The organism is Kitasatospora sp. McL0602, assembly GCF_052076145.1.
Lineage (GTDB): Bacteria > Actinomycetota > Actinomycetes > Streptomycetales > Streptomycetaceae > Kitasatospora.
This window is the reverse complement of record NZ_CP197246.1, coordinates 2,381,179-2,406,702: the sequence shown is the minus strand read 5'-3', so window position 1 is coordinate 2,406,702 and position 25,524 is coordinate 2,381,179. Positions and strand designations below refer to the sequence as shown.

The 25,524-nt window shown below is 72.9% G+C and carries 24 protein-coding genes; 10 read left to right on the top strand and 14 right to left on the bottom strand.

Annotated features, from left to right (window positions below; genetic code table 11):
• Positions 1 to 198: 198 nt before the first annotated feature.
• Both ACR68M_RS10810 and ACR68M_RS10805 read left to right on the top strand, forming a co-directional pair.
• On the top strand, positions 199 to 585 hold the full coding sequence (locus tag ACR68M_RS10810) for an STAS domain-containing protein (RefSeq protein WP_441250234.1): 387 nt from the start codon (positions 199 to 201) through the stop codon (positions 583 to 585).
• 77 nt (positions 586 to 662) lie between these two features.
• Positions 663 to 2,861, top strand: coding sequence for an ATP-binding protein (locus tag ACR68M_RS10805; RefSeq protein WP_441250233.1), 2,199 nt, complete (start codon positions 663 to 665; stop codon positions 2,859 to 2,861).
• Positions 2,862 to 2,883: 22 nt separating this feature from the next.
• On the opposite strand, the gene nucS is transcribed toward ACR68M_RS10805, so the two are convergent.
• Complete coding sequence (gene nucS, locus ACR68M_RS10800) at positions 2,884 to 3,543, bottom strand: endonuclease NucS (protein WP_441250232.1); 660 nt, start codon at positions 3,541 to 3,543, stop codon at positions 2,884 to 2,886.
• A gap of 542 nt (positions 3,544 to 4,085) precedes the next feature.
• Between nucS and ACR68M_RS10795 the strand changes: the two genes are divergently transcribed.
• Positions 4,086 to 4,478, top strand: coding sequence for an SCO5389 family protein (locus ACR68M_RS10795; protein ID WP_441250231.1), 393 nt, complete (start codon positions 4,086 to 4,088; stop codon positions 4,476 to 4,478).
• An 87-nt stretch (positions 4,479 to 4,565) separates the two neighbouring features.
• Here the strand turns inward: ACR68M_RS10795 and ACR68M_RS10790 are convergent, their stop codons facing one another.
• The gene (locus tag ACR68M_RS10790) at positions 4,566 to 5,693 is read right to left on the bottom strand and encodes an LLM class flavin-dependent oxidoreductase (RefSeq protein ID WP_441251574.1); all 1,128 of its coding nucleotides are present in this window, start codon (positions 5,691 to 5,693) and stop codon (positions 4,566 to 4,568) included.
• A 327-nt stretch (positions 5,694 to 6,020) separates the two neighbouring features.
• On the opposite strand from ACR68M_RS10790, the gene ACR68M_RS10785 reads away from it, so the two are divergent.
• Positions 6,021 to 6,362, top strand: a complete 342-nt coding sequence (locus ACR68M_RS10785; RefSeq protein WP_441250230.1) for an ATP/GTP-binding protein — start codon at positions 6,021 to 6,023, stop codon at positions 6,360 to 6,362.
• A gap of 12 nt (positions 6,363 to 6,374) precedes the next feature.
• On the opposite strand, the gene ACR68M_RS10780 is transcribed toward ACR68M_RS10785, so the two are convergent.
• Entirely contained in the window at positions 6,375 to 7,142 is a 768-nt protein-coding gene (locus ACR68M_RS10780; RefSeq protein ID WP_441250229.1) for an ABC transporter permease subunit, read from the bottom strand.
• A gap of 1 nt (position 7,143) precedes the next feature.
• The gene (locus ACR68M_RS10775; RefSeq protein WP_441250228.1) at positions 7,144 to 8,145 is read right to left on the bottom strand and encodes an ABC transporter ATP-binding protein; all 1,002 of its coding nucleotides are present in this window, start codon (positions 8,143 to 8,145) and stop codon (positions 7,144 to 7,146) included.
• A gap of 92 nt (positions 8,146 to 8,237) precedes the next feature.
• Between ACR68M_RS10775 and ACR68M_RS10770 the strand changes: the two genes are divergently transcribed.
• On the top strand, positions 8,238 to 9,026 hold the full coding sequence (locus ACR68M_RS10770) for an alpha/beta fold hydrolase (RefSeq protein WP_441250227.1): 789 nt from the start codon (positions 8,238 to 8,240) through the stop codon (positions 9,024 to 9,026).
• Between the two features lie 58 nt (positions 9,027 to 9,084).
• Here ACR68M_RS10770 and ACR68M_RS10765 read toward each other — a convergent pair whose 3' ends face one another.
• The 4 genes from ACR68M_RS10765 to mce all read right to left on the bottom strand — a co-directional run bounded on the left by ACR68M_RS10765 (position 9,085) and on the right by mce (position 16,822).
• The gene (locus ACR68M_RS10765) at positions 9,085 to 10,371 is read right to left on the bottom strand and encodes an esterase-like activity of phytase family protein (protein WP_441250226.1); all 1,287 of its coding nucleotides are present in this window, start codon (positions 10,369 to 10,371) and stop codon (positions 9,085 to 9,087) included.
• 201 nt (positions 10,372 to 10,572) lie between these two features.
• Complete coding sequence (locus tag ACR68M_RS10760) at positions 10,573 to 11,502, bottom strand: cellulose-binding protein (RefSeq protein ID WP_441250225.1); 930 nt, start codon at positions 11,500 to 11,502, stop codon at positions 10,573 to 10,575.
• A 108-nt stretch (positions 11,503 to 11,610) separates the two neighbouring features.
• Entirely contained in the window at positions 11,611 to 15,936 is a 4,326-nt protein-coding gene (locus ACR68M_RS10755; RefSeq protein ID WP_441250224.1) for a hypothetical protein, read from the bottom strand.
• 454 nt (positions 15,937 to 16,390) lie between these two features.
• Positions 16,391 to 16,822, bottom strand: coding sequence for a methylmalonyl-CoA epimerase (gene mce / locus ACR68M_RS10750; protein ID WP_441250223.1), 432 nt, complete (start codon positions 16,820 to 16,822; stop codon positions 16,391 to 16,393).
• 286 nt (positions 16,823 to 17,108) lie between these two features.
• Between mce and ACR68M_RS10745 the strand changes: the two genes are divergently transcribed.
• Both ACR68M_RS10745 and meaB read left to right on the top strand, forming a co-directional pair.
• A complete protein-coding gene (locus ACR68M_RS10745; RefSeq protein ID WP_441250222.1) occupies positions 17,109 to 18,296 on the top strand; it encodes an acetyl-CoA C-acetyltransferase in 1,188 nt (395 codons plus the stop codon).
• Positions 18,297 to 18,372: 76 nt separating this feature from the next.
• Complete coding sequence (gene meaB / locus ACR68M_RS10740) at positions 18,373 to 19,335, top strand: methylmalonyl Co-A mutase-associated GTPase MeaB (protein ID WP_441250221.1); 963 nt, start codon at positions 18,373 to 18,375, stop codon at positions 19,333 to 19,335.
• Here meaB and ACR68M_RS10735 read toward each other — a convergent pair.
• Positions 19,316 to 20,254: a helix-turn-helix transcriptional regulator gene (locus ACR68M_RS10735; RefSeq protein WP_441250220.1), complete on the bottom strand. Its 939-nt coding sequence runs from the start codon at positions 20,252 to 20,254 to the stop codon at positions 19,316 to 19,318. The two genes, meaB and ACR68M_RS10735, sit on opposite strands and share 20 nt — an antisense overlap.
• 64 nt (positions 20,255 to 20,318) lie before the next feature.
• On the opposite strand from ACR68M_RS10735, the gene ACR68M_RS10730 reads away from it, so the two are divergent.
• Positions 20,319 to 20,804, top strand: coding sequence for a hypothetical protein (locus ACR68M_RS10730; RefSeq protein ID WP_441250219.1), 486 nt, complete (start codon positions 20,319 to 20,321; stop codon positions 20,802 to 20,804).
• Positions 20,801 to 21,361, top strand: coding sequence for an NIPSNAP family protein (locus ACR68M_RS10725; RefSeq protein ID WP_441250218.1), 561 nt, complete (start codon positions 20,801 to 20,803; stop codon positions 21,359 to 21,361). Before ACR68M_RS10730 ends, ACR68M_RS10725 begins: the two co-directional genes overlap by 4 nt.
• A gap of 29 nt (positions 21,362 to 21,390) precedes the next feature.
• Here the strand turns inward: ACR68M_RS10725 and ACR68M_RS10720 are convergent, their stop codons facing one another.
• The 5 genes from ACR68M_RS10720 to ACR68M_RS10700 all read right to left on the bottom strand — a co-directional run bounded on the left by ACR68M_RS10720 (position 21,391) and on the right by ACR68M_RS10700 (position 24,958).
• On the bottom strand, positions 21,391 to 21,912 hold the full coding sequence (locus ACR68M_RS10720; RefSeq protein WP_441250217.1) for a MarR family winged helix-turn-helix transcriptional regulator: 522 nt from the start codon (positions 21,910 to 21,912) through the stop codon (positions 21,391 to 21,393).
• A gap of 87 nt (positions 21,913 to 21,999) precedes the next feature.
• Positions 22,000 to 22,821 carry an AIM24 family protein gene (locus ACR68M_RS10715; protein ID WP_441250216.1) on the bottom strand — a complete coding sequence of 274 codons (822 nt, stop codon included), beginning with the start codon at positions 22,819 to 22,821 and terminating at the stop codon, positions 22,000 to 22,002.
• Positions 22,821 to 23,471 (bottom strand): AIM24 family protein, encoded by a 651-nt coding sequence (locus ACR68M_RS10710; RefSeq protein ID WP_441250215.1) that lies wholly within the window; start codon positions 23,469 to 23,471, stop codon positions 22,821 to 22,823. The genes ACR68M_RS10715 and ACR68M_RS10710 overlap by 1 nt, the downstream gene beginning before the upstream one ends.
• Positions 23,471 to 24,109: an AIM24 family protein gene (locus ACR68M_RS10705; RefSeq protein WP_441250214.1), complete on the bottom strand. Its 639-nt coding sequence runs from the start codon at positions 24,107 to 24,109 to the stop codon at positions 23,471 to 23,473. Before ACR68M_RS10705 ends, ACR68M_RS10710 begins: the two co-directional genes overlap by 1 nt.
• Positions 24,110 to 24,181: 72 nt before the next feature.
• Positions 24,182 to 24,958: a DUF2127 domain-containing protein gene (locus ACR68M_RS10700; protein ID WP_441250213.1), complete on the bottom strand. Its 777-nt coding sequence runs from the start codon at positions 24,956 to 24,958 to the stop codon at positions 24,182 to 24,184.
• A gap of 165 nt (positions 24,959 to 25,123) precedes the next feature.
• Between ACR68M_RS10700 and ACR68M_RS10695 the strand changes: the two genes are divergently transcribed.
• A complete protein-coding gene (locus tag ACR68M_RS10695; RefSeq protein WP_441250212.1) occupies positions 25,124 to 25,444 on the top strand; it encodes a DUF3817 domain-containing protein in 321 nt (106 codons plus the stop codon).
• Positions 25,445 to 25,524: the final 80 nt, after the last annotated feature.

Genomic DNA, 25,524 nt, shown 5'->3' with positions numbered 1-25,524 from the left:
AGGGACCGACTGCGTATATTCCCTCGGACGAGTGAAGTTGCTTCAGATCTGCCGGGGAACAGCAACCTGCACAGCTGGTCCACCGTCAGACGTAGGGGGAGACGCCCGGTGTGGCCCCCGGAGCGCGGCGCGGACGCGCCCGCCCGGGACGGAGCCCCGGCCGCCCGCCCCTGTCACCCGCAAGCGGAGGAGGAGAGCATGCGCATCACCGGCGATCACGGTGGTCTGGCCATCCAGGGTCGCCTCGACGTGCGCACCGCCGCCGACGCGCGCACCACGCTGCACCGCGCCGTCGACGGCGGCCAGGGCGATCTGGTGCTCGACCTCACGGCCCTCGAGTCCTGGGACGCCACCGGCCTCGGCGTCATCATGGGCACCCACCGCCGGGCCGGCCGCCTCGGCCGCCGCCTCGTCCTGCGGGCCGTCCCCGCCCAGCTGCAGCGCCTGCTGGTCGCCACCCGCCTGCACCGCATCCTCGCCGTCGAGGGCACCGTCCCCGACGCGTACGGGACGAGCCTGCCCGACGCGTACGGCGCGAGCCTGCCGGACGCATACGGAACGACCCTGCCGCTCGTCGCCGGGTAACCCCTGCTGCACGGCGTTCCCCCGGGTGTGCGAGAGTCTGCGCTCAGGAATCGGCGCACGCACGGGCGGAGCGGACCATGGGACAGCCATCCGGGGACTTCCGGCAGGAGGGCACTCGCCCGCGCACCGGCGAGACGGTCGTGGGCGAACTGCTGCTCGCCGTCGGCGGCCCCGAGGGCTCCGAGGCACGGCCCTGCCCCGACGAGTGGCGGCCCCGGCCGCGCCGTTCGGACGGCGGACCGGCCGGGTACAGGTCGGGCGCCCCGGCGCTGCTGGACCGTGAGGCCGACATCGCCCAGGTGCTCGGACTGCTCGCCGAGGGCCGCTCCGTCAGGCTGGTCGGGCAGGCCGGATCGGGCCGCAGCGCCCTGCTCACCGCCGTCGCCGAGGCCGCCGGAGAGCTGACCCGGGACGGCGTCGTCCGGCTGGGCGGGCACCGGCGGACGGCCGCCGACCTGCTCCAGGACCTCTTCGCCGCCACCCACCACGCCCCCGGCCTGCGCCCCGACCGGCAGGACCTGCCCGGCCTGCTCGCCGACCTCGCCGCCGTCGTCGCCATCGACGACACCGAACCCGTCGGGCCCGAGCTGGACGAACTGCTCGCCACCGCCCCCCGCTGCGTCTTTCTGCTCGCCGTCGCCCCCGACAGCCCGCAGCTCGCGCTCGGCTCCCGGCTGACGGACCACCCGGTCGCCGGGCTCTCCCGCCCCGCCTGCCTCGCCCTGACCGCCCGCCTGGCGGGCCGTCAGCTCGACCCGGCGGAGCGGGCCTGGGCGGTCGACCTCTGGTTCGAGTCCGAGGGGCTGCCGCTGCGCTTCGTCCAGGCGGCGGCGCTGCTGCGGCACCGCGACATCGCGGTGGACGCCCTCGTCGCCGCCCAGGAGGACCGCACCAGCGTCTTCGGCCTCGCCCGGGAGATCGAGATGCCCGAGGACCCGGCGGTGCTGGAGGGCGAGCTGCGCCGCTCCGTGCCGCTGCCCACGGTCGCCGAGAGCGCCGCCCCCGCCAGGCGCCTCGCCGAGGGCCTCAGCGAGCCCGCCCAGGCGGTGCTGCGCCTCGCCCTGGCACTCGGCGGCGAGTGCCCCACGGCCCCGCACCTGCCCGCGCTGATCGACGTCGGCCACGGCGAGAGCGCCCTCCAGGAGCTCGCCGACTGCGGCCTCGCCGTCTCCGACGGCGGGCACCACCGCCTCACCGCCGGTGTCCTCGAACTCCTCGCCCCGCACTGGCCGACCGGCGAGATCGCGTACGGCGCGGCGCAGCACCTCTCCTGGTGGGTCGGCCACGCCTCGGTCGGCATCGAGCAGGTCGCGGCGGAGGCGGAGGTCGTCGTCGGTGCGCTGCTCGCCGACCGGGCCGCCGGGCGCCCGGCCGCCGTGCTGCGGCTGGCCCGTGCGGCGGCGCCCGCGCTGGCCCTCTCGCTGCGCTGGGGGGCCTGGGAGCGGACGCTGCGCCTCGGGCTGGCGGCCGCCCGGTCGGTCGGCTCGGCCGCCGACGAGGCGTGGTTCCGGCACGAGCTGGGCGTCCTGGCGCTCTGCCTGCGCAACCCCGAGGCGGCCACCGCCGAGCTGGAGGCCGCCATCGCCCTGCGGGTCGCCGAGGGGGAGGAGCGAGGTGTCGCGGCGGCGCGGCGGATGCTGGAGCTGGCCGGTGCCCGCGCGGGCCGCCCCGCCGTCCTGGAGCTGCCGCCGGCCGGCCGACGGCCCGTCATACGGGCCATCGCGCAGGCCTCGTGGCGCTACCGGGCCACTCCCGGGCCGGTAAGGGGCCGGAAGGCCGCCCTGGCCGCCGTAGGGGCCGTGCTGGCCCTCGGCGTGCTCGCCACGGCCGTCGGTCTGAGCGTCGCCGGGCCGTCCCAGGGCGGCGTCGTCCCGGTGCGGCCGGGCGGCAGTGCGGAGCCCGTCGGCGACAGTGGCCTCGGCCTGTCCACGCCCTCGTACGGCACGTCCGCCCCCGCGCCGGGCCCGTCGTCGTCCGCCTCGGCCTCGGAGAGTGCGACGGACGGCGCCACGGTCGACGACCCGACCTCGACCCGGCCCGCCACGCGGCGCCCGACGCCGTCGGACTCGGCCTCCGAGCCGACCTCCGGGCCGTCCACGCCGCCGGTGCAGTCCTCGCAGCCCCCGGCTCCCAGGCCGACCCCCACACCCACGCACACGCCGACCACGAAGCCGACCCCGACGGTCACCCCGACACCGACCCCGACACCCACGCCGACGCCCACGGCGGACCCGACCCCGACCACGGAGCCGCCCTCCTCGCCGCCGGCCTCCTAGGGCTGGCCGCTGCCGGACGGGCCTAGAACAGCTTGAGCTTGTCGTCGTCGATGCCGCGCAGCTCGTCGTAGTCGAGGACGACGCAGCCGATGCCACGGTCGGTGGCGAGGACGCGCGCCTGCGGCTTGATCTCCTGGGCGGCGAAGACGCCCTTGACCGGGGCCAGCAGCGGGTCGCGGTTGAGGAGTTCGAGGTAGCGGGTGAGCTGCTCGACGCCGTCGATCTCGCCACGGCGCTTGATCTCCACGGCGACGGTGGCGCCGTCCGCGTCCCGGCCGAGGATGTCGACCGGCCCGATCGCGGTCGGGTACTCGCGGCGGATCAGCGACCAGCCGGTGCCGAGCACCTCCATGCGGTCGGCGAGCAGCTCCTGGAGGTGTGCCTCGACGCCGTCCTTGACCAGACCCGGGTCGACCCCGAGCTCGTGGGAGGAGTCGTGCAGCACCTCCTCCAGCGTGATGATCAGCTTCTCGCCGGCCTTGTTGGTGACCGTCCAGGTGCCGTCCGCCTGCTTGAGCGTGCAGGGCGGCGACATCCAGTTGAGCGGCTTGTAGGCGCGGTCGTCGGCGTGGATGCTGACGCTCCCGTCGGCCTTCACCAGGATGAGCCGGGTGGCGGAGGGGAGATGGGCGGAGAGCCGACCGGCATAGTCGACGGAGCAACGGGCAACTACGAGACGCATGGTCGACCACGCTAGCCCACCGGGGCCAGTTGATGCGATTCCGCGACAGCCGGGTGAAGAACCCGGGGAGGCGGCGAACCATGGTGGACGGTGACCCGCTCTCCCGCCCGCCGCACCTCGGCCCGCCGGAGCGGCGGTGCCACCCTACGGGGATGGGGAGCTGAGATGAACGATCCGATGAGATCCGGCCAATCTGGCGGTTCGGCCCGTGAATCCGGTGTGAACCGGGGGATTCTCCAGCCGGGCTGAGGATCGCCTGTCACGCTGTGGTGAGCGGTCGTCGCTCCACCCGCGACCACCGCCGTGTCTGCCGCGAGGCAGCTCCCCTGCGTCTCTCCACCACGGCCCCGCCCACCCTCGGTGTCGTGGATTTCACCTCGTACGGCGTCGCACCACTCGTATGCCGGCACTGTTCAGGCTTCGGATTCCAGAGCCTCAGAGCCCCGCACAAGACGGCTTTGAGCATGGCACGGCACCATCCGCACCGAACCGCACGACCACCCCGGCGGGCCGCGCCGGGGTGGACCGCGAGAGGAGAACCCATGTCGCTCGACGTCTCACCGGCCCTGCTGGAGAAGGCCGAGAGAGGAGAGGTCGACGAGAGGGAGTTCGTCGACTGCGTCCGCACCTCCCTGCCCTACGCCTGGGAGCTGGTCAGCTCCCTCGTCGCCCAGCTCAAGGTCGACGGCACCGATTTCGCCGACAACCAGGTACCGCCGCCCAGCGAGCAGGCCCGTGGCCAGCTGCTGCGCGCGATGGCCAGCGACGCGATCCGGGGTGCCCTGCAGCGGCACTTCGGCGTCCGGCTGGCGTTCCAGAACTGCCACCGGGTCGCCGTGTTCACGCCCTCCGAGGTGACCGACGACCACTACCGCCGCTTCACGTCCGTCCGGGCCCAGCTGCTGAACCAGTCGGACGAGCTGCGGGACTGCTGACGCAGCCACGTACGGTCCAGGGGCGCGGGGCTCACAAGCCCCGCGCCCCTGGCTGTGTGTCAGGAGAGCTGTGTCAGGAGAGCTGCGTCAGGACAGCTGGGGGAGCACCTCGCCGCCGAGCCGGGCGATGTTGTGCATCGTCGTCGCGTGGTCGCCGGAGCCCTCGGGGAGCAGCGCGAACCGGCGGATGCCGGTCCGCTCGGCGGTGGCCAGCAGGCGGTCGGCGCACTGCTTCGGGGTGCCGACGGGGTGCAGGTCGCAGAGCAGCTCGGTGTACTCGTGCGGGTCGCGCATCCGCCGCTCCCGGCCGTCGACCGTGCGGTGGGCGCCGAGCCCGTACTCGAACCAGCCCGGCATCGCCCGCAGCAGCGCCGAGCGCGCGTCCGACCGGCAGTCCTCCACCTGGGCCACCCCGGCGGCGACGTGCAGCCGCTCGGTCTGCGCGAGCTGCTCCTCGCCGCGCCCGCAGGCCCGCCAGGCGGTGCGGTAGGCGGCCAGCATCTGCTGTTTGTCCTCGTCCCCCGAGTGCATGCCGAGCAGCATCGGGAGGCCGCGCTCGGCGGCCAGCCGCACGCCGCCGGGGGAGGTGCAGGCGACGACCATCGGCGGGCCGCCCCGGTCGGGCTGCGGGGAGTCGTCCCGCCGCTGGCGGGGGAAGCGCAGGGTGGTGCCGGGCTCGCGCTCCAGGCCGAGCCAGCCGGTCAGGTCGCTGCGCCGGGCGGGTTCGGTGGCCCTCGGCACCACGGCGACCTCGGGGAAGCTGAACTGTGGGCCCTGGGCGCCGACCCGGGAGCCGCGCAGCCAGCGCAGCAGCAGGTCGAGCCGCTCGGGGAAGCCCTCGTCGTACGCGGCCGCCCCGCCGCCGAACACCGCGAGGTCGACCCACGGCCCGCCCCGGCCGACGCCGAGGGTGAACCGGCCGCCCGAGGTCAGGTGCAGCAGCGCGGCCTGCTCGCCGAGGGTGACGGGGTGCGCGCTGGAGAGCACGCTCACCGCCGTGCCGACGCCGATCCGCCGGGTGCGGCCGAGCAGCAGTGCGGCGAGCGTCGCGGCGTTGGGGCAGACCCCGTACGGGACGAAGTGGTGCTCCGCGAGCCAGACGCTGTCCAGGCCGGAGCGTTCGGCCGTGTCGGCGGCCCCGACGGTGCGCTCCAGGGCCTCGGCGTGGCTCTGCCCGGGGAACTGGGCGGACAGCAGGAAGGCCCCGACCCGGATCGTGTCGGTGGCCGAGGGCCGGCCGACGAGGGGTTCGGGGGAGGTTCTGCGGGCAGCTCCGACCGGCAGTTGGGTGCCGGGCGGGGGGCTGGTCTTGGTCATCGGGTGGCCTCCTCGGGTGCCGCAGGGTCTGCGAGCCCCGCCTTGTCACCTCGTGAGTAACCGATGTCATGTGCCAATGGCACGCGGATTGCCGAAACTCGTCGAAGATCGGGTGGATCTCGGGGGAAACCACCGACCCCTCGGCACACCTGTGGTAGCGGCACCGGTTCCGACTGTACGCGCCGTACCCTGAGGAGACCGCCCGCCCGCCGAAAGGTAGTTGACGTGTCGCCCCGCCGTAACCAGAGCCGTAACCAGAGCCCGGATCGAGGCAGCAGCGCCGACCAGCGGGAGAGCCCGACCACGCCGCTGGGCGGGTCGCTGCGGCGGACGGAGGACTACCGGGGCGAGGAGTGGGTCGTCCAGACGGTGGCCGGCACCGGGGGCCGCCACTACCGCTGCCCCGGCTGCGACCAGGAGATCCCGCCCGGCGTCGGCCACCTCGTCGCCTGGCCCAGCCACGGCGCGGGCGTCGACGACCGGCGGCACTGGCACCGCGCCTGCTGGGCGGCGCGGGAGCGCCGTGGCTCGAACATCCAGCGGGGGCGCGGCGCACCGCGCTACTGACGCCCGCTGGGTCTAGGCGTCGCGCTTGCGCAGGATGGCTGCTCCGCCCGCGAGGGCGGCCAGCGTCCAGGCGAGGCAGATGAGGAGGCCCTGCCAGGGGCCGTACGGCTGGTTGGACTGCTCGTAGACGAGGAGCATCCGGGAGCCGGCGTAGTCGGGGAAGTAGTGGGCCAGGGTCTTGACCTTCGGCACCGCCGAGAGGATCGGCGAGAGCAGGAAGAAGAACGGGACGAGCACGCCGAGCGCGAGCGTCTGGTTGTGCAGCATCGCCGTCACGCCCGCCGAGAAGAGGCAGAGCAGGGTCAGGTAGAGCGCGGCTCCGAAGACCGCCCGCAGGACGTTCGGCGAGCCGATGGTGGTGGAGTGGTCGCCGAGCAGCGACTGGCCGACGAAGAACGTCACGAACGCGGTCACCAGCGAGACGGCCAGCGCCAGCGCGCCGAGCACGACGGCCTTGCCCGCGAGCAGGGTGGTGCGCTGCGGGACGGCGGCGAGCGAGACCCGGATCATGCCGGTGCTGTACTCGTTGCCGACCGCCAGCACGCCGAAGACGATGATGGCCAGCTCGCCGAGCATGATGCCGGAGAAGGCCGTGCCGGTCGCGTCGAACGGCGTCGCGCGGTCGCCGGCGAAGTCCTTGAAGTTGTTGTTGGTCAGCAGCGAGAGCAGGGCGCCGAGGCCGAGCGTCACCACGAAGGTGAGGGCGAGCGTCCAGATCGTGGAGCGGACGCTGCGGACCTTCGTCCACTCGGACTGGAGGACTGCGGGGAAGGACGCCATCTCAGTTCTCCTCGCTCTGGCCGGCCTGGTGCGGGGCGTGGTGCGCGGCCTGGGGGTGCCAGGCCGCGCCCCAGGCCCCGGCCGCGTCGCGGCCCTCGCCGTCCCCGGCGTGGTACTCCACCGAGTCGGCCGTCATCTGCATGAACGCCTCCTCCAGCGAGGCCTGCTGGGGGCTCAGCTCGTGCAGCGTGATGCCGTGCTGGGCGGCCAGCTCGCCGATGTGGACGAGGTCGCCGTCCTCGATCTCGTAGCTGCCGTCCGGGCCCGGATCGCCGCGCAGGCCGACGCCGTGCAGGGCGGTGAGCAGCTGTTCGACGTGCGGGGTGCGGACGCGGACGGCGGAGCGCGAGTTCTGCTTGATGAATTCGGCCATCGGCAGGTTGGAGAGCAACCGGCCCTTGCCGATCACGACCAGGTGGTCGGCGGTCAGCGCCATCTCGCTCATCAGGTGCGAGGAGACGAAGACGGTGCGGCCCTCGGAGGCCAGACCCTTCATCAGGTTGCGGATCCACAGGATGCCCTCGGGGTCGAGCCCGTTGACGGGCTCGTCGAACATCAGGATCTCGGGGTCGCCGAGCAGGGCGGAGGCGATGCCGAGGCGCTGGCCCATGCCGAGCGAGAAGCCGCGCGAGCGTTTGCGGGCGACGGAGGTGAGCCCGACCAGGGAGAGCACCTCGTCGACCCGGCGGCGGGGGATGCGGTTGCTCTGGGCGAGCCAGAGCAGGTGGTCGTAGGCGGTGCGGCCCGGGTGGACGGCCTTGGCCTCCAGCAGTGCGCCGATGTACTTGAGCGGCTCGCTGAGCTGCCCGTACCGTCTGCCGTCGATGGTGACGCGGCCGCTGGTGGGCCGGTCGAGGTCGAGGATCATGCGCATGGTGGTGGACTTGCCGGCGCCGTTCGGCCCGAGGAAGCCTGTCACCACGCCCTGGGGCACCTGGAAGCTCAGCCCGTCGACGGCCAGCGTGTCGCCGTAGCGTTTGGTCAGCTCGTGCAGCTCGATCATCTGGTCTCCCTCACTCTCCGTCAGATTATGACAAGTCAGACATAAGGGCGCGCTGGTTACGACCGGCGGGCGTGCCGCTCTACGGTTGTCGCATGACCTTCCCCCCTGCGCCGGGCCTTCGCGAGAGTGGCTCCGGCACCCCGCTCGTCCTGCTGCACGCCTTTCCGCTCTCGTCCCGGATGTGGGACGCCCAACGGGAGGTGATCCCCGGGGCGGCAGGCCACGAAGCCCGGGTGATCACGCCCGACCAGCGCGGCTTCGGCTTGGCGGCGCTCGGCGGCGAGGAGCCCTCGCTCGATCTCGTCGCCGACGACCTGGCCCGGCTGCTGGACGGGCTGGAGCTGGAACGGGCGGTGATCGGCGGCCTGTCGATGGGCGGGTACGTGGCGATGGCCTTCGCCCGCCGCCACCCCGAGCGGATCGCCGGGCTGCTGCTGGCCAGCACCAAGGCCACCGCCGACCTGGAGCCGGCACGCGCCAACCGGGAGCGGATCGCCGCTGCGGTGCTGGCCCGCAGCAGCGTGGCGCTGCTGCGGGAGGAGAAGCTCGCGGAGGCCCTGCTCGGCCCGGCCACCATGCCGGAGCTGACGGCGTACGTCCGCGAGCTGATCGGCGAGGCCACCCCGGAGGCGGTCGCCTGGGCGCAGCGCGCGATGGCTCTCCGGCCGGATTCGCTGGACGTCCTGGCCGGGCTCGACGTGCCCGCTGCGGTCGTCGTCGGCGAGGCCGACTCGGTCACCCCGCTGAGCGAGGCCGTGCTGATGGCCGACGCCCTGCAGGACGCCGAACTCACCGTCATCCCGAGCGTGGGCCACCTGAGCTCGTTGGAGGCGCCGGAGAGCTTCAACGCGGCGGTCAGGGCGCTGCTGCGGCGGGTCTGACGCACACCGGCGGGGGTGCGGGGAGGGCCCCCGCCGGTGCAAGTGGGGCGAGCTCGGATCAGTGGCGGTCGAGGGTGACCGTGCCGGCCGGGAGGGTGTACTGGTCGATGCGGGTCGGGGCGTTGTTGGGGACGACGGCGCCGTTCGCGAAGCCGTCGACGCCGAAGTCGTTGTCGTTGACCAGCGTCAGCTGGACCTGGCCGTGCTTGGCGTTGCGGACGGCGAGGCCCTCGACCTTGCCGTTCGACAGGCCTGCGGCGGCCGCGTCGAAGACCAGCCGCTTGGCGCCGGGGGTGACGGCGGAGGCGTCCTGCTCCAGGGTCGGGGAGGTGGCCGGGTCGTCCCACTTGGTGCCGAGCAGGTTGGTCGCCTTGTGCAGGTCGACCTCGAAGAACTGCGTGTGCGCGGTCGGCCTGGCGGCGTCCCGCTCCTCGACCAGCAGGCGGTCGGTGCCCAGCCAGCTGATCGTCGAGGTGCTCCACCCGCCGTCGGTGGCCGAGTCGGCCTCCCGGATGCCGGCGAACTCGCCGGTCACGGCGGGCGTGCGGCTGATGTCGATCCGGAAGATCCGCTGCACCCGGGACTTCTTGGCGGTCTTGGAGTCCGGGTTGGCGAGCGAGGTCTGCTGGGCGGCGTAGAGGGTGCGGCCGTCGGCCGAGATGGTCAGGCCCTCCAGGCCCTTGTTGTTCTTCTGCTTGCTCTCGATCGCGGGCAGGATCTTCAGCACCTGGGCGCCCGGCGCGTCGAAGGTGGACCCGGCCGGGACGAGCACCGTCTTCAGCACGCCCTGCGCGGAGAAGTGCAGCACCGAGGAGCCGTACTCGCTGCTCACCCAGAACGAGCCGTCGGGCGCCCGCACCAGGCCCTCGCTGTCGACCCCGTACGGGTCGTTCGGCAGCACCTTGCCCGTGCTGTCCACCGGGCGCTCGCCGGTCAGCGAGGCGGGCGGCAGGCCGGTCAGGTAGCGGGTGCCGGTGACCGGGTCCTGCTGCCCCTTGGGGACGCGCAGCGGCAGGCGCTTGAGCACCTCGACGGCGCCGCCCTTGCCGAGGCGGATCTTGAGGATCTGCGGGGTGTAGTCGGGCTTCAGGAAGATCTTGTCATTGTCAGTCGGCGCGTCGGCGTTCGGGCCGCGGTCGGTGATGGTCCAGAAGACCTTGCCGGAGTCGTCGGCCGGGTAGAGGTCGCTGAAGCCGCCGAGCGCGAGGCCGCCCCCGATCGGGGCCGGGTTCGCGTACGTCCAGGAGCCGTCGTGCTGCGGGGCGTCAGCAGCCATGGCGGTCGGGGCGGCGAGGGCGGTGAGCGCTGCAACGGCGGCGAGCGCGGTCAGACGGGAGAGTCGCATGGGCACACAGCCTCGACCCTGGGGGTCGGGCAGTGGGCGGCTTCGGACTGAAGAGCAGTGAACTGTCCGGTGAACAGAGTGGGTTGCAGCAGCAAGGGGCGCGGGGAACTGCGCGAGCGCGGAAGGTGCGGGCCTGCACTCTTCCGGTTTCGCGCAGTTCCCCGCGCCCCTGGTGTCTTACCTAGCGGTTCAGCCGGCGGTTCAGCGGGACTGCTGCGCCGGGACACCCATGGTGTCGTCGGTCGGCAGCGAGGCGGCGGCCACGGCCGCGCCGGTGAGCGTCGCCAGCATCTCGCGGACGTTGGTGAGCTGGGCGTTGATCGAGTCGCGGCGGTTGGTCAGCGCCGCCAGCTCGCGCTCGGACTCGCTGCGGATCCGGTCGGCCTTGGCGTTGGCGTCCGCCACGATGTCCTCGGACTGGCGCTGGGCCGTCTCGACCGTCTGGCGGGCGCGGCGCTCGGCGTCCGTGCGGAGCTTCTCGGCCTCCAGACGGAGCTGCTCGGCGCGGTGCTCGATCTCGGCGAGGCGCTTCTCGGCCTTGGCCTGACGGGCGGCCAGATCACGCTCGGACTGCTCGCGGCGCTTGGCGAGGTTGGTCTCGAACTCCAGCGCGGCCTGGGCGGCCTTGGTGCGGGTCTCCTCGAAGAGGGCGTCCGCCTCCTCGCGCTTGGTCTGGGCGTCCTTGTTGGCCTCGGCGCGCAGCTGGGCGCTGTCGCTCTTCGCCTTGTCGACGATCCGCAGACCCTCGTCCTCGGCCTTGGCCTTGCGGTCCTTGGCGTAGTTCTCCGCCTCGGTGCGGACCTGCTGCGAGGCCGCCTCGGCCAGCTCGCGGTGCTGCTCGGCGGCGCGGTGCGCCTCGTTGCGCAGGTCGGCGGCCTCCTCCTCGGCAAGCCGGAGGATCTTCTCCACCCGGGCACCGAGACCGGCGTACGAGGGCTCGGACTCGGTGACCTGCGCCTGGGCGCTCTGGGTCTCCAGGTGCAGCTCCTCGATGCGCTTCTCCAGCGCACCGATCCGGGACAACGCGCTGTCACGGTCGGCCACCAGCTTGGTGATCCGCTCGTCGACCTGGGCACGCTCGTACCCACGGCGCACCAGGTCGAAGCCGTGAATGGAGTGACTGTCGCTCATGGGGTTCTGGGCTTCCTGTCGTCAGACCGCTTGGGGTGGTTGAGGGAATCCTGACACGTTACCGGAGTGTCATCGGCGAAATGCCGATGCTTCGCGGACAATGTCCGCTCAATCGGGTGGTGCGCCACCGGAGCGATTACCACCCGATCGTGGTGAGCCCGCCCCGGCTCCGGCCTTCGGCGCATTCGCCCTGCTGTTTCCCCCGTTGGTCTGCGCGGCCGGTGACGGCGCCTCGAAGGCCTCCAGGGCGGACAGGACGTCCTGCACCCGGGAGATCTCCGTGTTGATGTCCTTGCGCCGGCGGACCAGTTCGTCCAACTCCCGACGGCCCTCGTCGGTCACGCGCTGCGCCTCGGCCTTGGCCTCGGCGAGCAACCGCTCGGCCTCCTCCTCGGCCAGCCGCAGCTGCTCCCGCGCACCGTCGTCGGCCTTGCCCAGCCGCTTCGCGGCCTCCTCGGCCGCCGCCTCGATCTGCTCCTCGGCCTCGTCCTGCGCGGCCTTCAGCGCGGCCTCGGCCTCCCCCTGCAGCTGCTCGGCCTTGGCCGTCGAGTCGGCGAGCTTCTGCTCGGCGCCCTTGAGCAGCCCCTCGGCCTTGCGCACGGCCGAGATCCGGACCTTGCTCGCCTCCGCCGAAGCCTCCGACGTCAGCTCGTTCGCCCGCTCCTGAGCCGCCGTGACCAGCGCCTCGGCCCGCTCCTCGGCCTCCGTGACAGCAGCGAGCGCCTGCGTCTCGGCCTCGGTGAGCTGCTCCTGAGCGGCCGTCACCAGCGTGTCGACGCGCTCGCCGGCCGACTTCATGGCCTGCGCGTTCTCCTTGCGGGCCCGCTCGTGCAGCGCCTCGATCTCGGCGTCCGTCCGCTCCCGCAGCTCCTCCGCGCGCTCCCGCACGGCCGTCGCGTCCCGGCGGGCCTCGGAGAGCAGCGCGTCCGCGTCCGCACGGGCCCGCTCGACCTCGGCCTGCCCGGCGGCCTCGCCCGCCGCGACCAGCCGCTCGGCCTCCTTGCGGGCCGCCGACACCATCGCGTCGGCCTGCTCCTCGGCCGCGGCCGTGGTGGCCAGCGCCGTCGTCTGGGCGTCCTCGCCGAGCGACTCGGCGTCCGCGAACGCCTTCTCCAGCACCGACTTGGCCTGCTCGCGGGTCGCCTTGTCGAACTGCTCGGCGGCCTCGCGGGTCTCCCGGTCGAACGCGTCGGCCCGGCCACGGGCGTCGGCCTCGTACTCCTCGGCGAGGTGCCGGGTGGCGAGCGCGTACTCCTCCGCCTCGGCGCGCAGCGCGGCGGCGAACTCCTCCGCCTCCGCGACCGTGGCCGATGCCCGTTCGTCCGCCTCCGCGACGGCCTGCCGGGCCTGCGCCTGTGCCTGGGCACGCAGCTGCTCGGCGGCCTCCTGGGCACCCAGCAGCTCCGCCTCGGCGCCGGCCCGCAGCTCGGCGTCGTACGCCTGGGCCTCGGCCCGCTGCTGCGCGATCTCGGCGGCAGCGCTCTCCCGGTCGGCGGCCAGCTCGGCGTCCGTCCGCTCACGCAGCTCGGCGGTCTCCGCCTCGACGGCGGCCCGCTGCTCGGCCGTCTCCCGGTCGGTCAGGGCCCGCAGCTCGGTGTCGTACGCCTGCGCGGCGGCCCGCAGCTCGGCGGTCTCGGTCTCGGCCAGGGCCCGCAGCTCGGCCGTCTCGCGGTCGGCGGTGGCCCGCAGCTCGGCGATCTGCTGGGAGGCGGCCTCGTGCAGCCCGGCGACGGACTGGCGGGTCTCGGCGGCCTCGTCCTCGGCAGCGGCCAGCAGCTCGGCCGCGCGGCGCTCGGCCAGCTCACCGGCCTCGGCGGCAGCCAGCTCGGCGGTGGCGCGCAGCTCGGTGTCGTACGCCTGCGCCTCGGCCCGCAGCCCGGCGGTCTCCGCCTCGGCGGCGGCCCGCAGCTCGGTGCTCTCCCGCAGGGTCTCGGCGGCCAGCTCCTGGGCCTGTGCCAGCTCCTGCGCGCCCTCGGCCCGCAGCGCCTCGGCGGCCTCCGCCGCCTCGGTCAGCTGCGCCTCGGCGCTCGTCCGGGCGGTCTCCAGGGCCTGGTCGGCCTCGGCCCGCACGGCGGCGGTCTCGGCCGCCGTACGCTCCGTCAGCTCGGCGGCCTGCGCCTCGGCGCTCTCCTGGGCGGCCTTGGCGGCGGCGAGCAGCTCGGTGGTCTCGGTGCGCTCGCGGAGCAGCCCGGCGGCGGCCTCCTCGTGCTCGCGGCGGCTCTCCTCGCGCAGGGCGACGGCGGCGGTCTCGGCCTCGCCGCGTTCGCGGCGGGCCCACTCCTCTGCCTCGGTGCGGTGGGCGGCGGCCCAGTTCTGGGCCTCCGCCGCGACGGCGCGGGCGGCGGTCTCGGCCTCCGCCAGGAGTGCCTCGGCGTCCTGCTCGGCCTGGAGTGCGGCGGCCTCGGCGGCGGCCTGGGCCTCGGCCCGGACGCGCTGGTCGAAGTCGGTGGCCTCGCGGCGCAGCTCGGCGGTCTCGCGCTCGGCGGCGGCGCGGTTCTCGGCGGCTGCCGCCTTGGCGGCGGCCAGCGCCTCCTGGCCCTGCCGTTCGGCGGTGCCGGTGAGCTTCTCGGCCTCGGTGCGGGCCCGGGTGAGGGTCTGCTCGGCCCGGCCCTGGACCTCGACGGCCTGGGCCTTGGCGTGCTGGCGCAGCCGCTCGACCTCGGCGGAGGCGCCGGCCCGCAGCTCGTCCGCGTCGGACTTGGCCTTGGTGAGCAGCTCCTCGGCGTTCTTCGCCGACTCCTCGATCTGGGCGACGGCCTGGCGGCGGGCCTCGCTGCGGACGCGCTCGGCGTCGGCGGCGGCCTGGGCGCGCAGCTCCTCGGCCTCGGCGCGCAGCTGGGCGGCCTCGTCCTGCATCCGCTCGACCTGTGCGCGGATGCCCGCGGCGTCGTCCAGGGCGGCGTTCTGGGCCTGCTCGACGGCAGCCTGGGCCTGCTCGCGCAGCCGCTCGACCTCGGCGGTGGCCTCGGCGCGGATGCGCTCGGCCTCGGCGGCGGCGCCGACGACGGTGCTGGTGGCGTCCTGGTCGGCCCGGCCGAGCACCTCCTCGGCCTGCTTGGCGGCCTTGGCGAGGTGCACGGTGGCGTCCTTGGCGCCCTCGGCCCGGCCGTGCTCGCGGGCCTCCGTACGGAGCGACTCGGCGGCGGCCTCGGCCTGGGCGCGCAGCTCGGCCAGCTCGCGTTCGGTCTCGGCGCGCAGCTCGGCGATCGCCGTCTCGGCCTCGGTGCGCAGCTGGGTGGCGACGCTCTCGGCAGCGCTGCGCAGACGCTCGCTCTCCTCGGCGGCGGCGGCGCGGGCGGCGTCCGCCTCGGCCTTGGCGTTGGCGGCCTCGCCCTTGATCCGCTCGGTCTCCTTGGTCGCGGCGGCGACCATCTTGGCGATCTCGGCGCGGGCGGTCTGCGAGCGCTGGTCGCTGGCGGCCGCGCCGTCGGCGACCAGGCGCTCGACGGCGGCCTCCGCGTCGGCCTGGAGCTGCTCGGCGGCGGCCTCGGCCTGGGCGCGCAGCTCGGCGGCCTCCTGCCGGGCCCGCTCGGCCTCGGCCAGCGCCTCGGCGCGCAGCCGGTCTATCTCGGCCTGGGCGCGGGCGAGGGCCTCGGCGGCGCGGGCCTGGTCCTCGGCGGCCTGCTGCTTGACGTGGTCGATCTCGGCGCGGGCGGCGGCGAGCTGCTGCTCGGCGGCGGCCTGGGCGCCCGCGAGCTGCTGCTGGGCCTCGTTGGCGGCGGTGCCGCGCAGTTCCTCGGCCTGGCCCACGGCCTGCTGGGCCTGCTCGCTGGCGGCGCGCAGCAGGCGCTCGGCGTCGTTCTGGGCGCGCTGGAGGGCGGCCTCGGCCTGGGCGTGCGCCTCGCCGCGGGCGGCGTCGACGTCGGCGGCGGTCTGGGCGCGGGCCTGGTCGGCGAGGGCGACGGCCTCGGCGCGGGCGGCGGCGATCAGCCGGTCGGCCTCGGCGCGGGAGTCCTGGAGGAGGCGCTGGGCCTCCTGTTCGGTGCCAGCCCGGGTCTGCTCGGCCCAGGAGACGTTCTCGTTGACGTGCCGTTCGGCGTTGCGGCGCAGCTCGGCGAGCTCGTCGTCGAGCTGGCGGCGGCGGGCGGCGAACTCGCTCTCCAGCCGGGCGGTGCGTTCGGCGGCCTCGGCGAGGATGCGCTGAGTGGCGGCCTGCGAGTCGCGGAGCTGGCGTTCGGCGTCGGCGCGCAGCGCCTCGGCCTGCATCTCGGCGTTGCGGAGCACCTGCTCGGCCTGGCCGGAGACGGAGTCGAAGGCGCGCGGCTGGGCGAGCTGCCGACGGGATTCGTGCAGCTTGGCCCGGAGCACCTCCACCTGGTAGGCGAGGTCCTCGGCATGCTCGACGGACTTGTCCCGCTCCTTGCGAGTCCGATCGAGCTCGGCCTCGAACTGGGAGAGGTGGTCTTCACCCTCGTAGCGGTCGTTGCCCCGCACTCCGCGGTCCCATCCATCTCCTGGTCGCGTCCTCGACCACGCCGCCCGGCACCCCGTACTGCTCTGGGCCGGACCGGCTGGTCCTTGCATCCGCAGCGGGTGCCACGGTCGGAGTCCGGGGGCCGGTGGTGCGCGGTGTGCCGCGCTCCGCCGTCCGGGTGGACTCCTGAGCGATCTCTTGCCTCGTGGAGAATGGTGACAGATCCGTACTGCGACTGTTCAGCCGTGCCCGCGTAGTGGACTCCCCTGGGCAGGGCCCACCGGTTTCACCCCGGTTGTTCCCGCCCTCGGCCGTGCCCCGCCGGGTCCGTTTCGGTCGGAGCGGTTGCGCACCTGGGCATTGTAGTGTGCGCGGCTTCCAGGGGAATGGCCGCGTGGTGCTTTTCGAAGGTTACTGACGAGTCGTGACCTGCTGGAGCCGGGCGGGGGCCGGGCACCCGGCCCCCCCGGGGCGTCAGTGCTGGGCGCTCGCCGAGGTGACCAGCTCGGTCAGCACGCCGCCGCAGTCCTTCGGGTGCAGGAAGGTGATCCGGGAGCCCATCGAGCCGATCCGCGGCTCGTCGTAGAGCACCCGGACGCCCTTGGACTTGATGTCGGCCGCGTCGCCGTCCACGTCGGCGGTGCCGAAGGCGATGTGGTGCACGCCCTCGCCGTTCTTGGCGAGCCACTTGGCGACGGTCGAGTCCTCCCGGGTGGGCTCCAGCAGCTGGAGGTAGGAGGCGCCGCCGTCCCCGGTGTCGTTGATCTTGAGCATGGCCTCGCGGACGCCCTGCTCCTCGTTGGTCTCGCTGTGGAAGACCTCGAAGCCGTACGTGGCGCGGTAGAACTCGACGGTCTTGTCGAGGTCGAAGCAGGCGATGCCGATGTGGTCGATGCGGGTCAGCACGGCGGGACCTCCGGTGGAGTTGTAAGGGTGGAGACAGTGCAGCGCATCCGGCCGGGCCCGCGCCACAGCGCGGGGTGCGAGCCTGCTCACACCCCGTACAGGGGCCCGGCGGGGGCCCGGCGCGGGCAGAAACTTCACCCAGCGCGTGTTGACACGGTGTTGACTGGTGGGTGCCAGTGCTGCTGATCACACCTGTGCTCCGGTGACGGACGGGTTACGGGTCAGTACATTGAGCCGCATCCCCACCCCACCCTCCTGGCCTTTGACGCGCGAAGGGGCTCGTCTCATGACTACTTCAGTGATCGTCGCTGGTGCCCGAACTCCGATGGGCCGCCTGCTGGGCTCGCTCAAGGGCTTCTCCGGTGCCGACCTCGGCGGCTTCGCGATCAAGGCCGCCGTCGAGCGGGCCGGGATCACCGGTGAGCAGGTCCAGTACGTGATCATGGGCCAGGTGCTGCAGGCCGGCGCCGGCCAGATCCCCGCCCGCCAGGCCGCGGTCAAGGCCGGCATCCCGATGAACGTCCCCGCGCTGACCATCAACAAGGTCTGCCTCTCCGGCCTGGACGCCATCGCGCTCGCCGACCAGCTGATCCGGGCCGGCGAGTTCGACATCGTGGTGGCCGGTGGCCAGGAGTCGATGACCAACGCCCCGCACCTGCTGCCGAAGTCCCGCGAGGGCTTCAAGTACGGCGCGATCGAGATGCTCGACGCGATGGCGTACGACGGTCTGACCGACGCCTACGAGAACATCCCGATGGGCGAGTCCACCGAGAAGCACAACGGCCGTCTGGGCATCCAGCGCGACGTGCAGGACGCGATCGCCGCCGCCTCGCACCAGCGGGCCGCCAAGGCGCAGCAGAACGGCGTCTTCGACGCCGAGATCGTGCCGGTCGAGATCCCGCAGCGCAAGGGCGAGCCGGTCGTCTTCAGCCAGGACGAGGGCATCCGCGCCGAGACCACGGTGGAGACCCTCGGCAAGCTGCGCCCGGCCTTCACCAAGGACGGCACCATCACGGCCGGCACCGCCTCGCAGATCTCGGACGGCGCCGCCGCCGTGGTCGTGATGAGCAAGGCCAAGGCCGAGGAGCTGGGCCTGAGCTGGATCGCCGAGATCGGCGCCCACGGCAACGTCGCGGGCCCGGACAACTCGCTCCAGTCGCAGCCGTCCAACGCGATTCTGCACGCGCTCTCCAAGGAGGGCCTGGAGGTCGCCGACCTCGACCTGATCGAGATCAACGAGGCCTTCGCCGCCGTCGCCCACCAGTCCATGAAGGACCTGGGCGTCACCGACGAGATCGTCAACGTCAACGGCGGCGCGATCGCCCTGGGCCACCCGATCGGCATGTCCGGCGCCCGCGTGGTGCTGCACCTGGCGCTGGAGCTCCAGCGCCGCGGCGGCGGCGTCGGTGCGGCGGCCCTGTGCGGTGGCGGCGGCCAGGGCGATGCCCTGATCGTGAAGGTTCCCCGGGCCTGATCATCTGACGTACGGTCGGGGCTGTCACTGCCACAAGCGGTGGCGGCCCCGTCGTTCCGCACCGAGGAGCACGCTGATGATCGACGTCCGTACGCTGGTCGAGCAGGCCCGGGAGGGCCGCCCGCGCGCGGTGGCCCGGCTGATCTCGCTGGTCGAGAACGCCTCGCCGCAGCTGCGGGAGGTGATGGCGGAGCTGGCGCCGTACACCGGCCAGGCCTACACCGTCGGGCTCACCGGCTCGCCCGGCGTCGGCAAGTCGACCTCGACCTCCGCGCTGGTCACCGCCTATCGCAAGCTCGGCAAGCGGGTCGCCGTGCTCGCCGTCGACCCCTCCTCGCCGTTCTCCGGCGGGGCGCTGCTCGGTGACCGGGTGCGGATGCAGGACCACGCCACCGACCCCGAGGTCTTCATCCGCTCGATGGCCACCCGTGGCCACCTCGGCGGGCTCTCCTGGGCCGCGCCGCAGGCCCTGCGGGTGCTCGACGCGGCCGGCTGCGAGGTGATCCTGGTGGAGACCGTCGGCGTCGGGCAGTCCGAGGTCGAGATCGCGGCGCAGGCGGACACCACCGTCGTGCTGCTCGCGCCCGGCATGGGGGACGGCATCCAGGCCGCGAAGGCGGGCATCCTGGAGATCGGCGACGTCTTCGTCGTCAACAAGGCCGACCGGGACGGCGCCGACGCCACCGCCCGCGAGCTCAACCACATGCTCGGCCTCGGCGAGGCCCGGCAGCCCGGCGACTGGCGTCAGCCGATCGTCAAGACCGTCGCCGCCCGCAGCGAGGGCGTCGACGAGGTCGTCGACGCCCTGGAGAAGCACCGCGCCTGGCTGGCCGAGACCGGCGAACTCGCCGTGCGGCGCCGCCGCCGCGCCGCCGACGAGATCGAGGCCATCGCCCTCGCCACCCTCCGCTCCCGGATCGGCGACCTGCACGGCGACAGCCACCTCCAGGCCCTCGCCGAACGCGTCGCCGCCGGGCAGCTCGACCCCTACGGCGCTGCCGACGAGCTCGTCGCGGGCGTCACGAATAACGGGAGCTGAGCTCACGTACCGTCTCGGCGATCCGGGCCCGTAGCTCCGGGGGTTCGAGGACTTCGACGTCTGTGCCGAGCCTCAGGAGCTCGCCGTGGGCGTGGTCGACCGACTCGATCGGGATGCGGGCGGTCGTCCAGCCCTCCGAGGTCGGGTCGACGATGTGGCCGAGCTGTTCGCGGATGCGGGTGATGCCGCGCGGCGAGAGGCGGACGACGGCCTCGCCGGTGTGCAGGCGGGCCTGGAAGCCCGAGACGTGGGCCCGCCAGTGAGCGGCCAGCTCGAAGCCGGGCGGGGGCTCGAACGGCTCGTCCAGGGCGGTGAGTTCGAGGATCTGGTCGACCCGGTAGGTGCGCGGTCCGGGCCCGGCGACGACGTACCAGTGGCCCGCCTTGAGGACCAGCCCGTACGGCTCCAGGCGGCGTTCGACCTCGGTGGGTGCGGCCCAGCGGCGGTAGCGGACGCGGACGGCGCGGCGCTGCCAGACGGCCGCCGCGACGGCGGCCAGGTGCGGGGTCTCGTCGGCGTTGCCGTACCAGCCGGGGGCGTCGAGGTGGAAACGCTCCTCGACCAGCCCGGCGTGCCGCCGCAGTTCGGGCGGCAGGGCGGCCCGCAGCTTGAGCTGGGCGGTGGCCAGCACCTCGCCGAGGCCGAGCTCGGCGGCCGGGCCGGGCAGCGCCGCGAGGAAGGCGGCCTGCGCCTCCTCGGCGGTCAGGCCGGTCAGCCGGGTGCGGTAGCCGTCGAGCAGTTGGTAGCCCCCGGCGTGCCCGGCCTCCCCGTACAGCGGGATGCCCGCCGCGCTGAGCGCCTCGACGTCCCGGTAGACCGTCCGGACAGAGACCGAGAGCTCCTCGGCGAGTTGGGCGGCCGTCATCCGGCCACGGTTCTGGAGCAGCAGCAGGGTCGAGATCAGTCGGGCAGCGCGCATGGCCGAATTGTCGCCGGTATCCACTGACAGGAGGTGTCAGTGGAGTCTCCGTACGCTCCTCGACATGGACGACGGCATGAACGACGGCATGAACGACTTCGACTTTCTCCACGGCACCTGGACGGGCGCCAACCGCAAGATCGAGGAGCCGCTGACCGGCAGCGACAGCTGGGTGGAGTTCCCGAGCAGCCTCGTCGTGCAGTCCCTCTTCGGGGGCGCGGGCAACATCGACGAGGTCACCTTCCCGACGCTCGGCCGTCGGGGGGCGACGCTGCGGCTCCACGACCGGGAGAGCGGGCAGTGGTCGATCCACTGGGCCGACAGTCGCACCGGGCGGCTGGACCCGCCGGTGGTCGGCGGGTTCGTCGGCGACCGGGGCGACTTCTACGGCGAGGACACCCTCCGGGGCCGCCCGATCCGGGTGCAGTTCACCTGGTACCGGCTGACGCCGGACACCGCCCGATGGGAGCAGCGCTTCTCGCCGGACGACGGCGCGACCTGGGAGCTCAACTGGGTCATGGACTTCACCCGCACCGGGGCGGCCGGGTGAGCATCGTCGAACTGCGGCAGTACACCCTGCACCCCGGGGCGCGGGACACCCTGATCGAGCTGTTCGAGGGGGAGTTCGTGGCCGGGCAGGAGGCCGTCGGGATCGGCCTGGGCGGGCGGTTCCGGGATCTGGACGACCCGGACCGGTTCGTCTGGCTGCGGAGCTTTCCCGATCTGGCCTCGCGCGCCCCGATGCTGGGGGCGTTCTACTCCGGCCCGGTCTGGCAGGCGCACCGCGAGGCGGCCAACGCGACTATGGCCGACTCGGACGACGTGCTGCTGCTGCGCGGGCCCGGGTTCGCGGCGCAGGCGGGCGAGGTGGTGACGCTGACGATCTGCCACCTTGCGGACTCGGTGGCCGCCGCCCATGTCGAGCGGACGCTCGCCGACGGAGCTCTCGGTGTCCACCGGACGGAGCACGCGGAGAACACCTTCCCGGCGTTGCCCGTCCGGGAGGACGCGGAGGTCGTCCTCTGGTTCACGCCGGGTGACCACCGGCCGGAGCACGCGGGCCGGCCGGTCGAGCGGGTGGAGGTGCTGCGCCTGGAGCACGTGTAGGCGCCGCCGGGGTGGCGCCGGGGCAGCGTCTAGGCGCGGCCGCGCAGGGTGCGGAGGTGCTCGGCGATCGGGGCGAGGGCTGCGTACATGGCGTCGATCTGGGCGGGGGTCAGGCGGTCGACGAAGTGCTCCCGGACGCTGCGGACGTGGTCGGGGGCGACCTTCTGCATGGTCTGCCAGCCGTGCTCGGTGAGGTGGGCGAAAAGGCCCCGGCGGTCGCCCGGACACTCCTGGCGGAGCACCAGGCCCGCCGTCTCCATGCGGGTGATCTGGTGCGAGAGACGGCTCTTGGACTGGAGGGTGGCGGTGGCGAGGTCGGTCATCCGCATCCGGCGGTCCGGAGCTTCGGAGAGCACGACGAGGATCTCGTAGTCGTTGCTCGCCAGGCAGTGCGGCTGGAGTTCACGGCCCAGCTGGTAGTCGAGGAGTTTGCTGACCTCCAGATGGGCACGCCAGAACTGCTGCTCCTTGGCGGTGAGCCAGGGGGTCTCCTCCTCTGCCACGGGGGGAGAGGAGGAGACTGCCGCTTCGTCGGTGGTGTGCGTGTCCATGGGGCAAGCATAACCGAGATAGTTAAATGTTGTACTAGTAGACTTACTTACGAGTAGAAAATGTCAGAGTCTTCGGACTCTGAATCCTCAGAGGCCGAAGCGGCGCCCGAGATCGCCCAGGTTGCCGATGCCGGGGACGTTGATGTTGGGCAGCTGCTGCTGCCCGCCATACCCGCCCTGCTGCGCCGGCATCCCGCCACCCGGTACGCCGGGCTCGGCGGCGACCTGGCCGACCGAGCGCTCGGCCATCAGCTTCTCCGAGGACTGCAGCAGCACCTGCCCGGCCCCGATGAACTCGAACTGGTGCTCCTCGCCCGAGGCGCCGCCCAGCCCGGTCAGGCGCCGGACGCCGCCGAGGACCCCATGCAGGTACTGGTGATCGTAGTGGTGGCACGGCGCCGGGCAGTCCGCCCAGCCGACCAGGGCCTGCGGGTCCACCCGGACGGGCGGTTCGACGAAGTGCACCGGGCCGTTCGAGGCCGCCACGAACTTGCCCGTCCCGATCAGGGTCAGGAAGCCCGGGATGATCGACTGCTTCAGGGCGAGGCTGGGCTCGAAGGCCAGCAGATTGCCCGAACGCACCGTCAGGTTGCCGTTGTCCAGGTCGTAGCTGTTCAGGTCGAAGGCCCGGTCGGCGAGCAGCAGCTTGCCCTGCCCCTGCGCGACCACCCAGTCGGCCGCGTGCAGCGGGGAGTTGAAGTTGCGCTCCAGGAGCCGGTCGAGACCGCCGCGCCCGATCCCGGAGAAGCGGATGTCGCCGTAGTAGGCGATCATCTTCCCCTTCTGGAGGTAGTACGGGCCGTTCAGGTCGACCGAGAAGGCGTACGGGTTGACGTTGTCGTTGACGGGCAGCGTGTACGGGTCGTACACCACCGGGCCGCCGCCCGCGGGCTGCTGCGGGATGGACATCAGAGCTTCTCCTCGCTCGCCTGCACGTACACCACACCGTGCCCGGACAGCTCCAGCTGGAACGCCTCGCCCGAGCCCCGGCCGATCATGTCGCGCCAGCCGAGCGCGCTGGACAGCTTGTTGCGGACGTCGCCGCGGTGCGCGACGTACGCCTGCGGGTCGACGTGCACCGGCTGGTTCGGCTGGATCGGCAGCTCGACCACACCGCCGTGCGCCATCACCGCGACGGAGCCCTTGCCGCTCAGCTGGGTGGTGAACAGGCCCTGGCCGGTGACCTGGCCGCGCACCATCCCCATCACGCCGCCCTGTGAGCCCATGAACATCGTCGACTGCTGGAGCGAGCCGTCGAAGGCCAGCAGCCGGTCGGCCTCGACGTACAGGGTGTCGTTGCCCAGCTCGATCACGTGCACGTGGTGCCCGCCGTGGCCGAACATCACGGTGCCCTGGCCCTCGACCGTCATCAGAGGGGTGTCCTCGTTCGCCACCCGGCGTCCGATCATCGACATCACACCGCCCTGGCCGCCCATCACGTTGGGCGTGAAGCTGATCTCGCCGGTGTAGGCGAGCATCGCGCCGCGCTGGCTGAACACCCGCTGCCCGGGGACGATCTGCGCCTGGACCATCTTCTGGTTGACCGCTTGGAACGGCATCAGACGTCACCCCCGAAGGTCTGCTTCTCGGACGGCTGGACGTAGACCAGGCCCTCGCCGGTGAACTCCACCTGCATCGCCTCGCCGCCGCCCTCGCCCATCAGCGTCGTCCAGCCCGCGCCCGACTTCAGGCTCCGGTTCAGGTTCCCGGTGTGCGCGATGTACGCGCCCGGGTCGACCCGCAGAGGGGTGCCCTGGGAGACCCGCAGCACGATCGCCGGGCCGTTGGAGACGAGCGCCGCCCAACCGCTGCCCTCCACCTTGGTGGTGAACAGGCCGTTGCCCGAGGCCATGCCGTTCAGACCGGTGAAGGTCGTGCCGGTGTGCAGGCCGGCCTCGGTGCAGAGCAGGTTGTCCGACTCGACGAACAGTGCCTCGCCGTTCAACCGCACGAGGTTGACCTGATGGGCCCGTTCGGCGAAGAAGCAGGTGCCCTGCCCCCTCACCTCCATGACCGTCATCTGCTCGCCGGTGAGCCTGCGCGTGACCATGCCGCGCAGGCCGTCACCGCCGCCGGAGAGCTTCTTGAAGTTCATCTGGCCGGTGTACGCGACCATGCTGCCGTTGCGGGCCTTGACCGAATCCCCCGCCAGGTCCACGGCGAGGACTTTGGAGCCCTGGAGTCGAAACTGTGCCACCCGGCGAATGTAGCGGGCCCGGCCGACCCCGGGGGAGACCCGGACGGGTACTGGTACCCATCCGGGACAAACTCAGCGCGCGGCCACCGGCACGTGCGCCGACTGCTCGACCTCCAGCAGCGAGGCCGAGTGCCGCTCCGCCTCGAACGCGACCACGCCGCCGCGCAGCCCGAACAGCCGCTTGGAGAGCAGGATCCAGACCACCGCCGCGATGTTCAGCAGCAACGTGCAGACCTTCACCGCGCTGACGTGCTCGGAGAGCTCGTACCCCTCCAGCGGCAGGAAGGCCGCCGTCGCGACCACCGTGAGGTACTCCGCCCAGCGGCGGCCGTACCAGAGGCCGTACGCCTCGACGATCTCGATCAGCGCGTACGCCAGCAGGGCGACCGCGACGATCAGCAGGGTGCTGTGCTTGTAGTCGAAGGTCTTCCGGATGGTGTCGACGATGGGGGAGTGCTCGAGATCCCAGTGGAAGTGCTCCGTCACCGGCTTGAAGACGGTGAGGTTGGAGTCGAAGAACTCCCGCACCGCGTCCTGGCTGTTGGAGAACTTCCAGACCGCCCAGGCGACCAGCACGATCAGCACACCGCGCAGCAGCCGCTCGACGGCCAGGAAGCGCAGGATGAAGATGTCCCGCAGCGCCTTGCCCCGGGGCACCAGCGGAGCCTCCTCGGCCGGGCCCTCGCCGTGCGGGCTGCCGAGCGCGAAGTCACCGCAGCGCAGGCAGCGCCAGGCCTCGCCCAGCTCGGTCTGCGCCCGCAGCCGGGCCCGCAGCTCCGGCTCGGCCGGGGCGTAGGTGGTGTGGCCCCTCTTGGCACACGTCCGGCGATCCCAGTCCCTCTTGAACACGCTGCTCCCCCGTCGGGTCGATCGGTGCACGCCTGACGGTCAGACCGTGCGGCAGCAGGATAAGGGTGCCGCCCCGGGGAGGGAGAGTCTGTTCGATCAGCGATAATGAACAACGGCTTGTGAGCCGGTTCACAAGTGTGTCGACAGTCGATTGAGGTAGCGATCGTGAAGAGCAGCAGCGCCGTCCACCGCCTGCGCCTGGTGTCCGGGCCCGAGGGCCTCTCCTTCATCCTGCTGCTGGTCTGCTCGGTGCTGAAGCGCACCACCAGCTTCGACGCCGTGCCGGTGATGGGCATGGTGCACGGCGTCCTGTTCATCCTGTACGTGGTCTTCCTGGCGCTGGCCTGGCAGCAGCAGCGCTGGGAGCCCAAGCGCGGCATCCTGCTGTTCGTCCTGTCGGTGCTGCCGACCGGCGGCTTCTTCGCCGAGCGGATGCTCGCCAAGGAGGAGCGCGGCGAGATCGTGGCGCAGCCCGCCACGGCCTGAACCGCATGACGGCCTGAGTCTCATGACTGTGCCGGGCCCTCCCCAGCGGGAGGGCCCGGCACAGTCATGTCCGGCGGGAG

What these genes read in the sequence shown, in the direction of transcription:
- ACR68M_RS10810 (WP_441250234.1), top strand. Translation starts at nt 199, where the DNA reads ATGCGCATCACCGGCGATCACGGTGGTCTGGCCATCCAGGGTCGCCTC.
- ACR68M_RS10805 (WP_441250233.1), top strand. Translation starts at nt 663, where the DNA reads ATGGGACAGCCATCCGGGGACTTCCGGCAGGAGGGCACTCGCCCGCGC.
- nucS (WP_441250232.1), bottom strand. Translation starts at nt 3,543, where the DNA reads ATGCGTCTCGTAGTTGCCCGTTGCTCCGTCGACTATGCCGGTCGGCTC.
- ACR68M_RS10795 (WP_441250231.1), top strand. Translation starts at nt 4,086, where the DNA reads ATGTCGCTCGACGTCTCACCGGCCCTGCTGGAGAAGGCCGAGAGAGGA.
- ACR68M_RS10780 (WP_441250229.1), bottom strand. Translation starts at nt 7,142, where the DNA reads ATGGCGTCCTTCCCCGCAGTCCTCCAGTCCGAGTGGACGAAGGTCCGC.
- ACR68M_RS10775 (WP_441250228.1), bottom strand. Translation starts at nt 8,145, where the DNA reads ATGATCGAGCTGCACGAGCTGACCAAACGCTACGGCGACACGCTGGCC.
- ACR68M_RS10770 (WP_441250227.1), top strand. Translation starts at nt 8,238, where the DNA reads ATGACCTTCCCCCCTGCGCCGGGCCTTCGCGAGAGTGGCTCCGGCACC.
- ACR68M_RS10765 (WP_441250226.1), bottom strand. Translation starts at nt 10,371, where the DNA reads ATGCGACTCTCCCGTCTGACCGCGCTCGCCGCCGTTGCAGCGCTCACC.
- ACR68M_RS10760 (WP_441250225.1), bottom strand. Translation starts at nt 11,502, where the DNA reads ATGAGCGACAGTCACTCCATTCACGGCTTCGACCTGGTGCGCCGTGGG.
- ACR68M_RS10745 (WP_441250222.1), top strand. Translation starts at nt 17,109, where the DNA reads ATGACTACTTCAGTGATCGTCGCTGGTGCCCGAACTCCGATGGGCCGC.
- meaB (WP_441250221.1), top strand. Translation starts at nt 18,373, where the DNA reads ATGATCGACGTCCGTACGCTGGTCGAGCAGGCCCGGGAGGGCCGCCCG.
- ACR68M_RS10735 (WP_441250220.1), bottom strand. Translation starts at nt 20,254, where the DNA reads ATGCGCGCTGCCCGACTGATCTCGACCCTGCTGCTGCTCCAGAACCGT.
- ACR68M_RS10730 (WP_441250219.1), top strand. Translation starts at nt 20,319, where the DNA reads ATGGACGACGGCATGAACGACGGCATGAACGACTTCGACTTTCTCCAC.
- ACR68M_RS10720 (WP_441250217.1), bottom strand. Translation starts at nt 21,912, where the DNA reads ATGGACACGCACACCACCGACGAAGCGGCAGTCTCCTCCTCTCCCCCC.
- ACR68M_RS10715 (WP_441250216.1), bottom strand. Translation starts at nt 22,821, where the DNA reads ATGTCCATCCCGCAGCAGCCCGCGGGCGGCGGCCCGGTGGTGTACGAC.
- ACR68M_RS10710 (WP_441250215.1), bottom strand. Translation starts at nt 23,471, where the DNA reads ATGCCGTTCCAAGCGGTCAACCAGAAGATGGTCCAGGCGCAGATCGTC.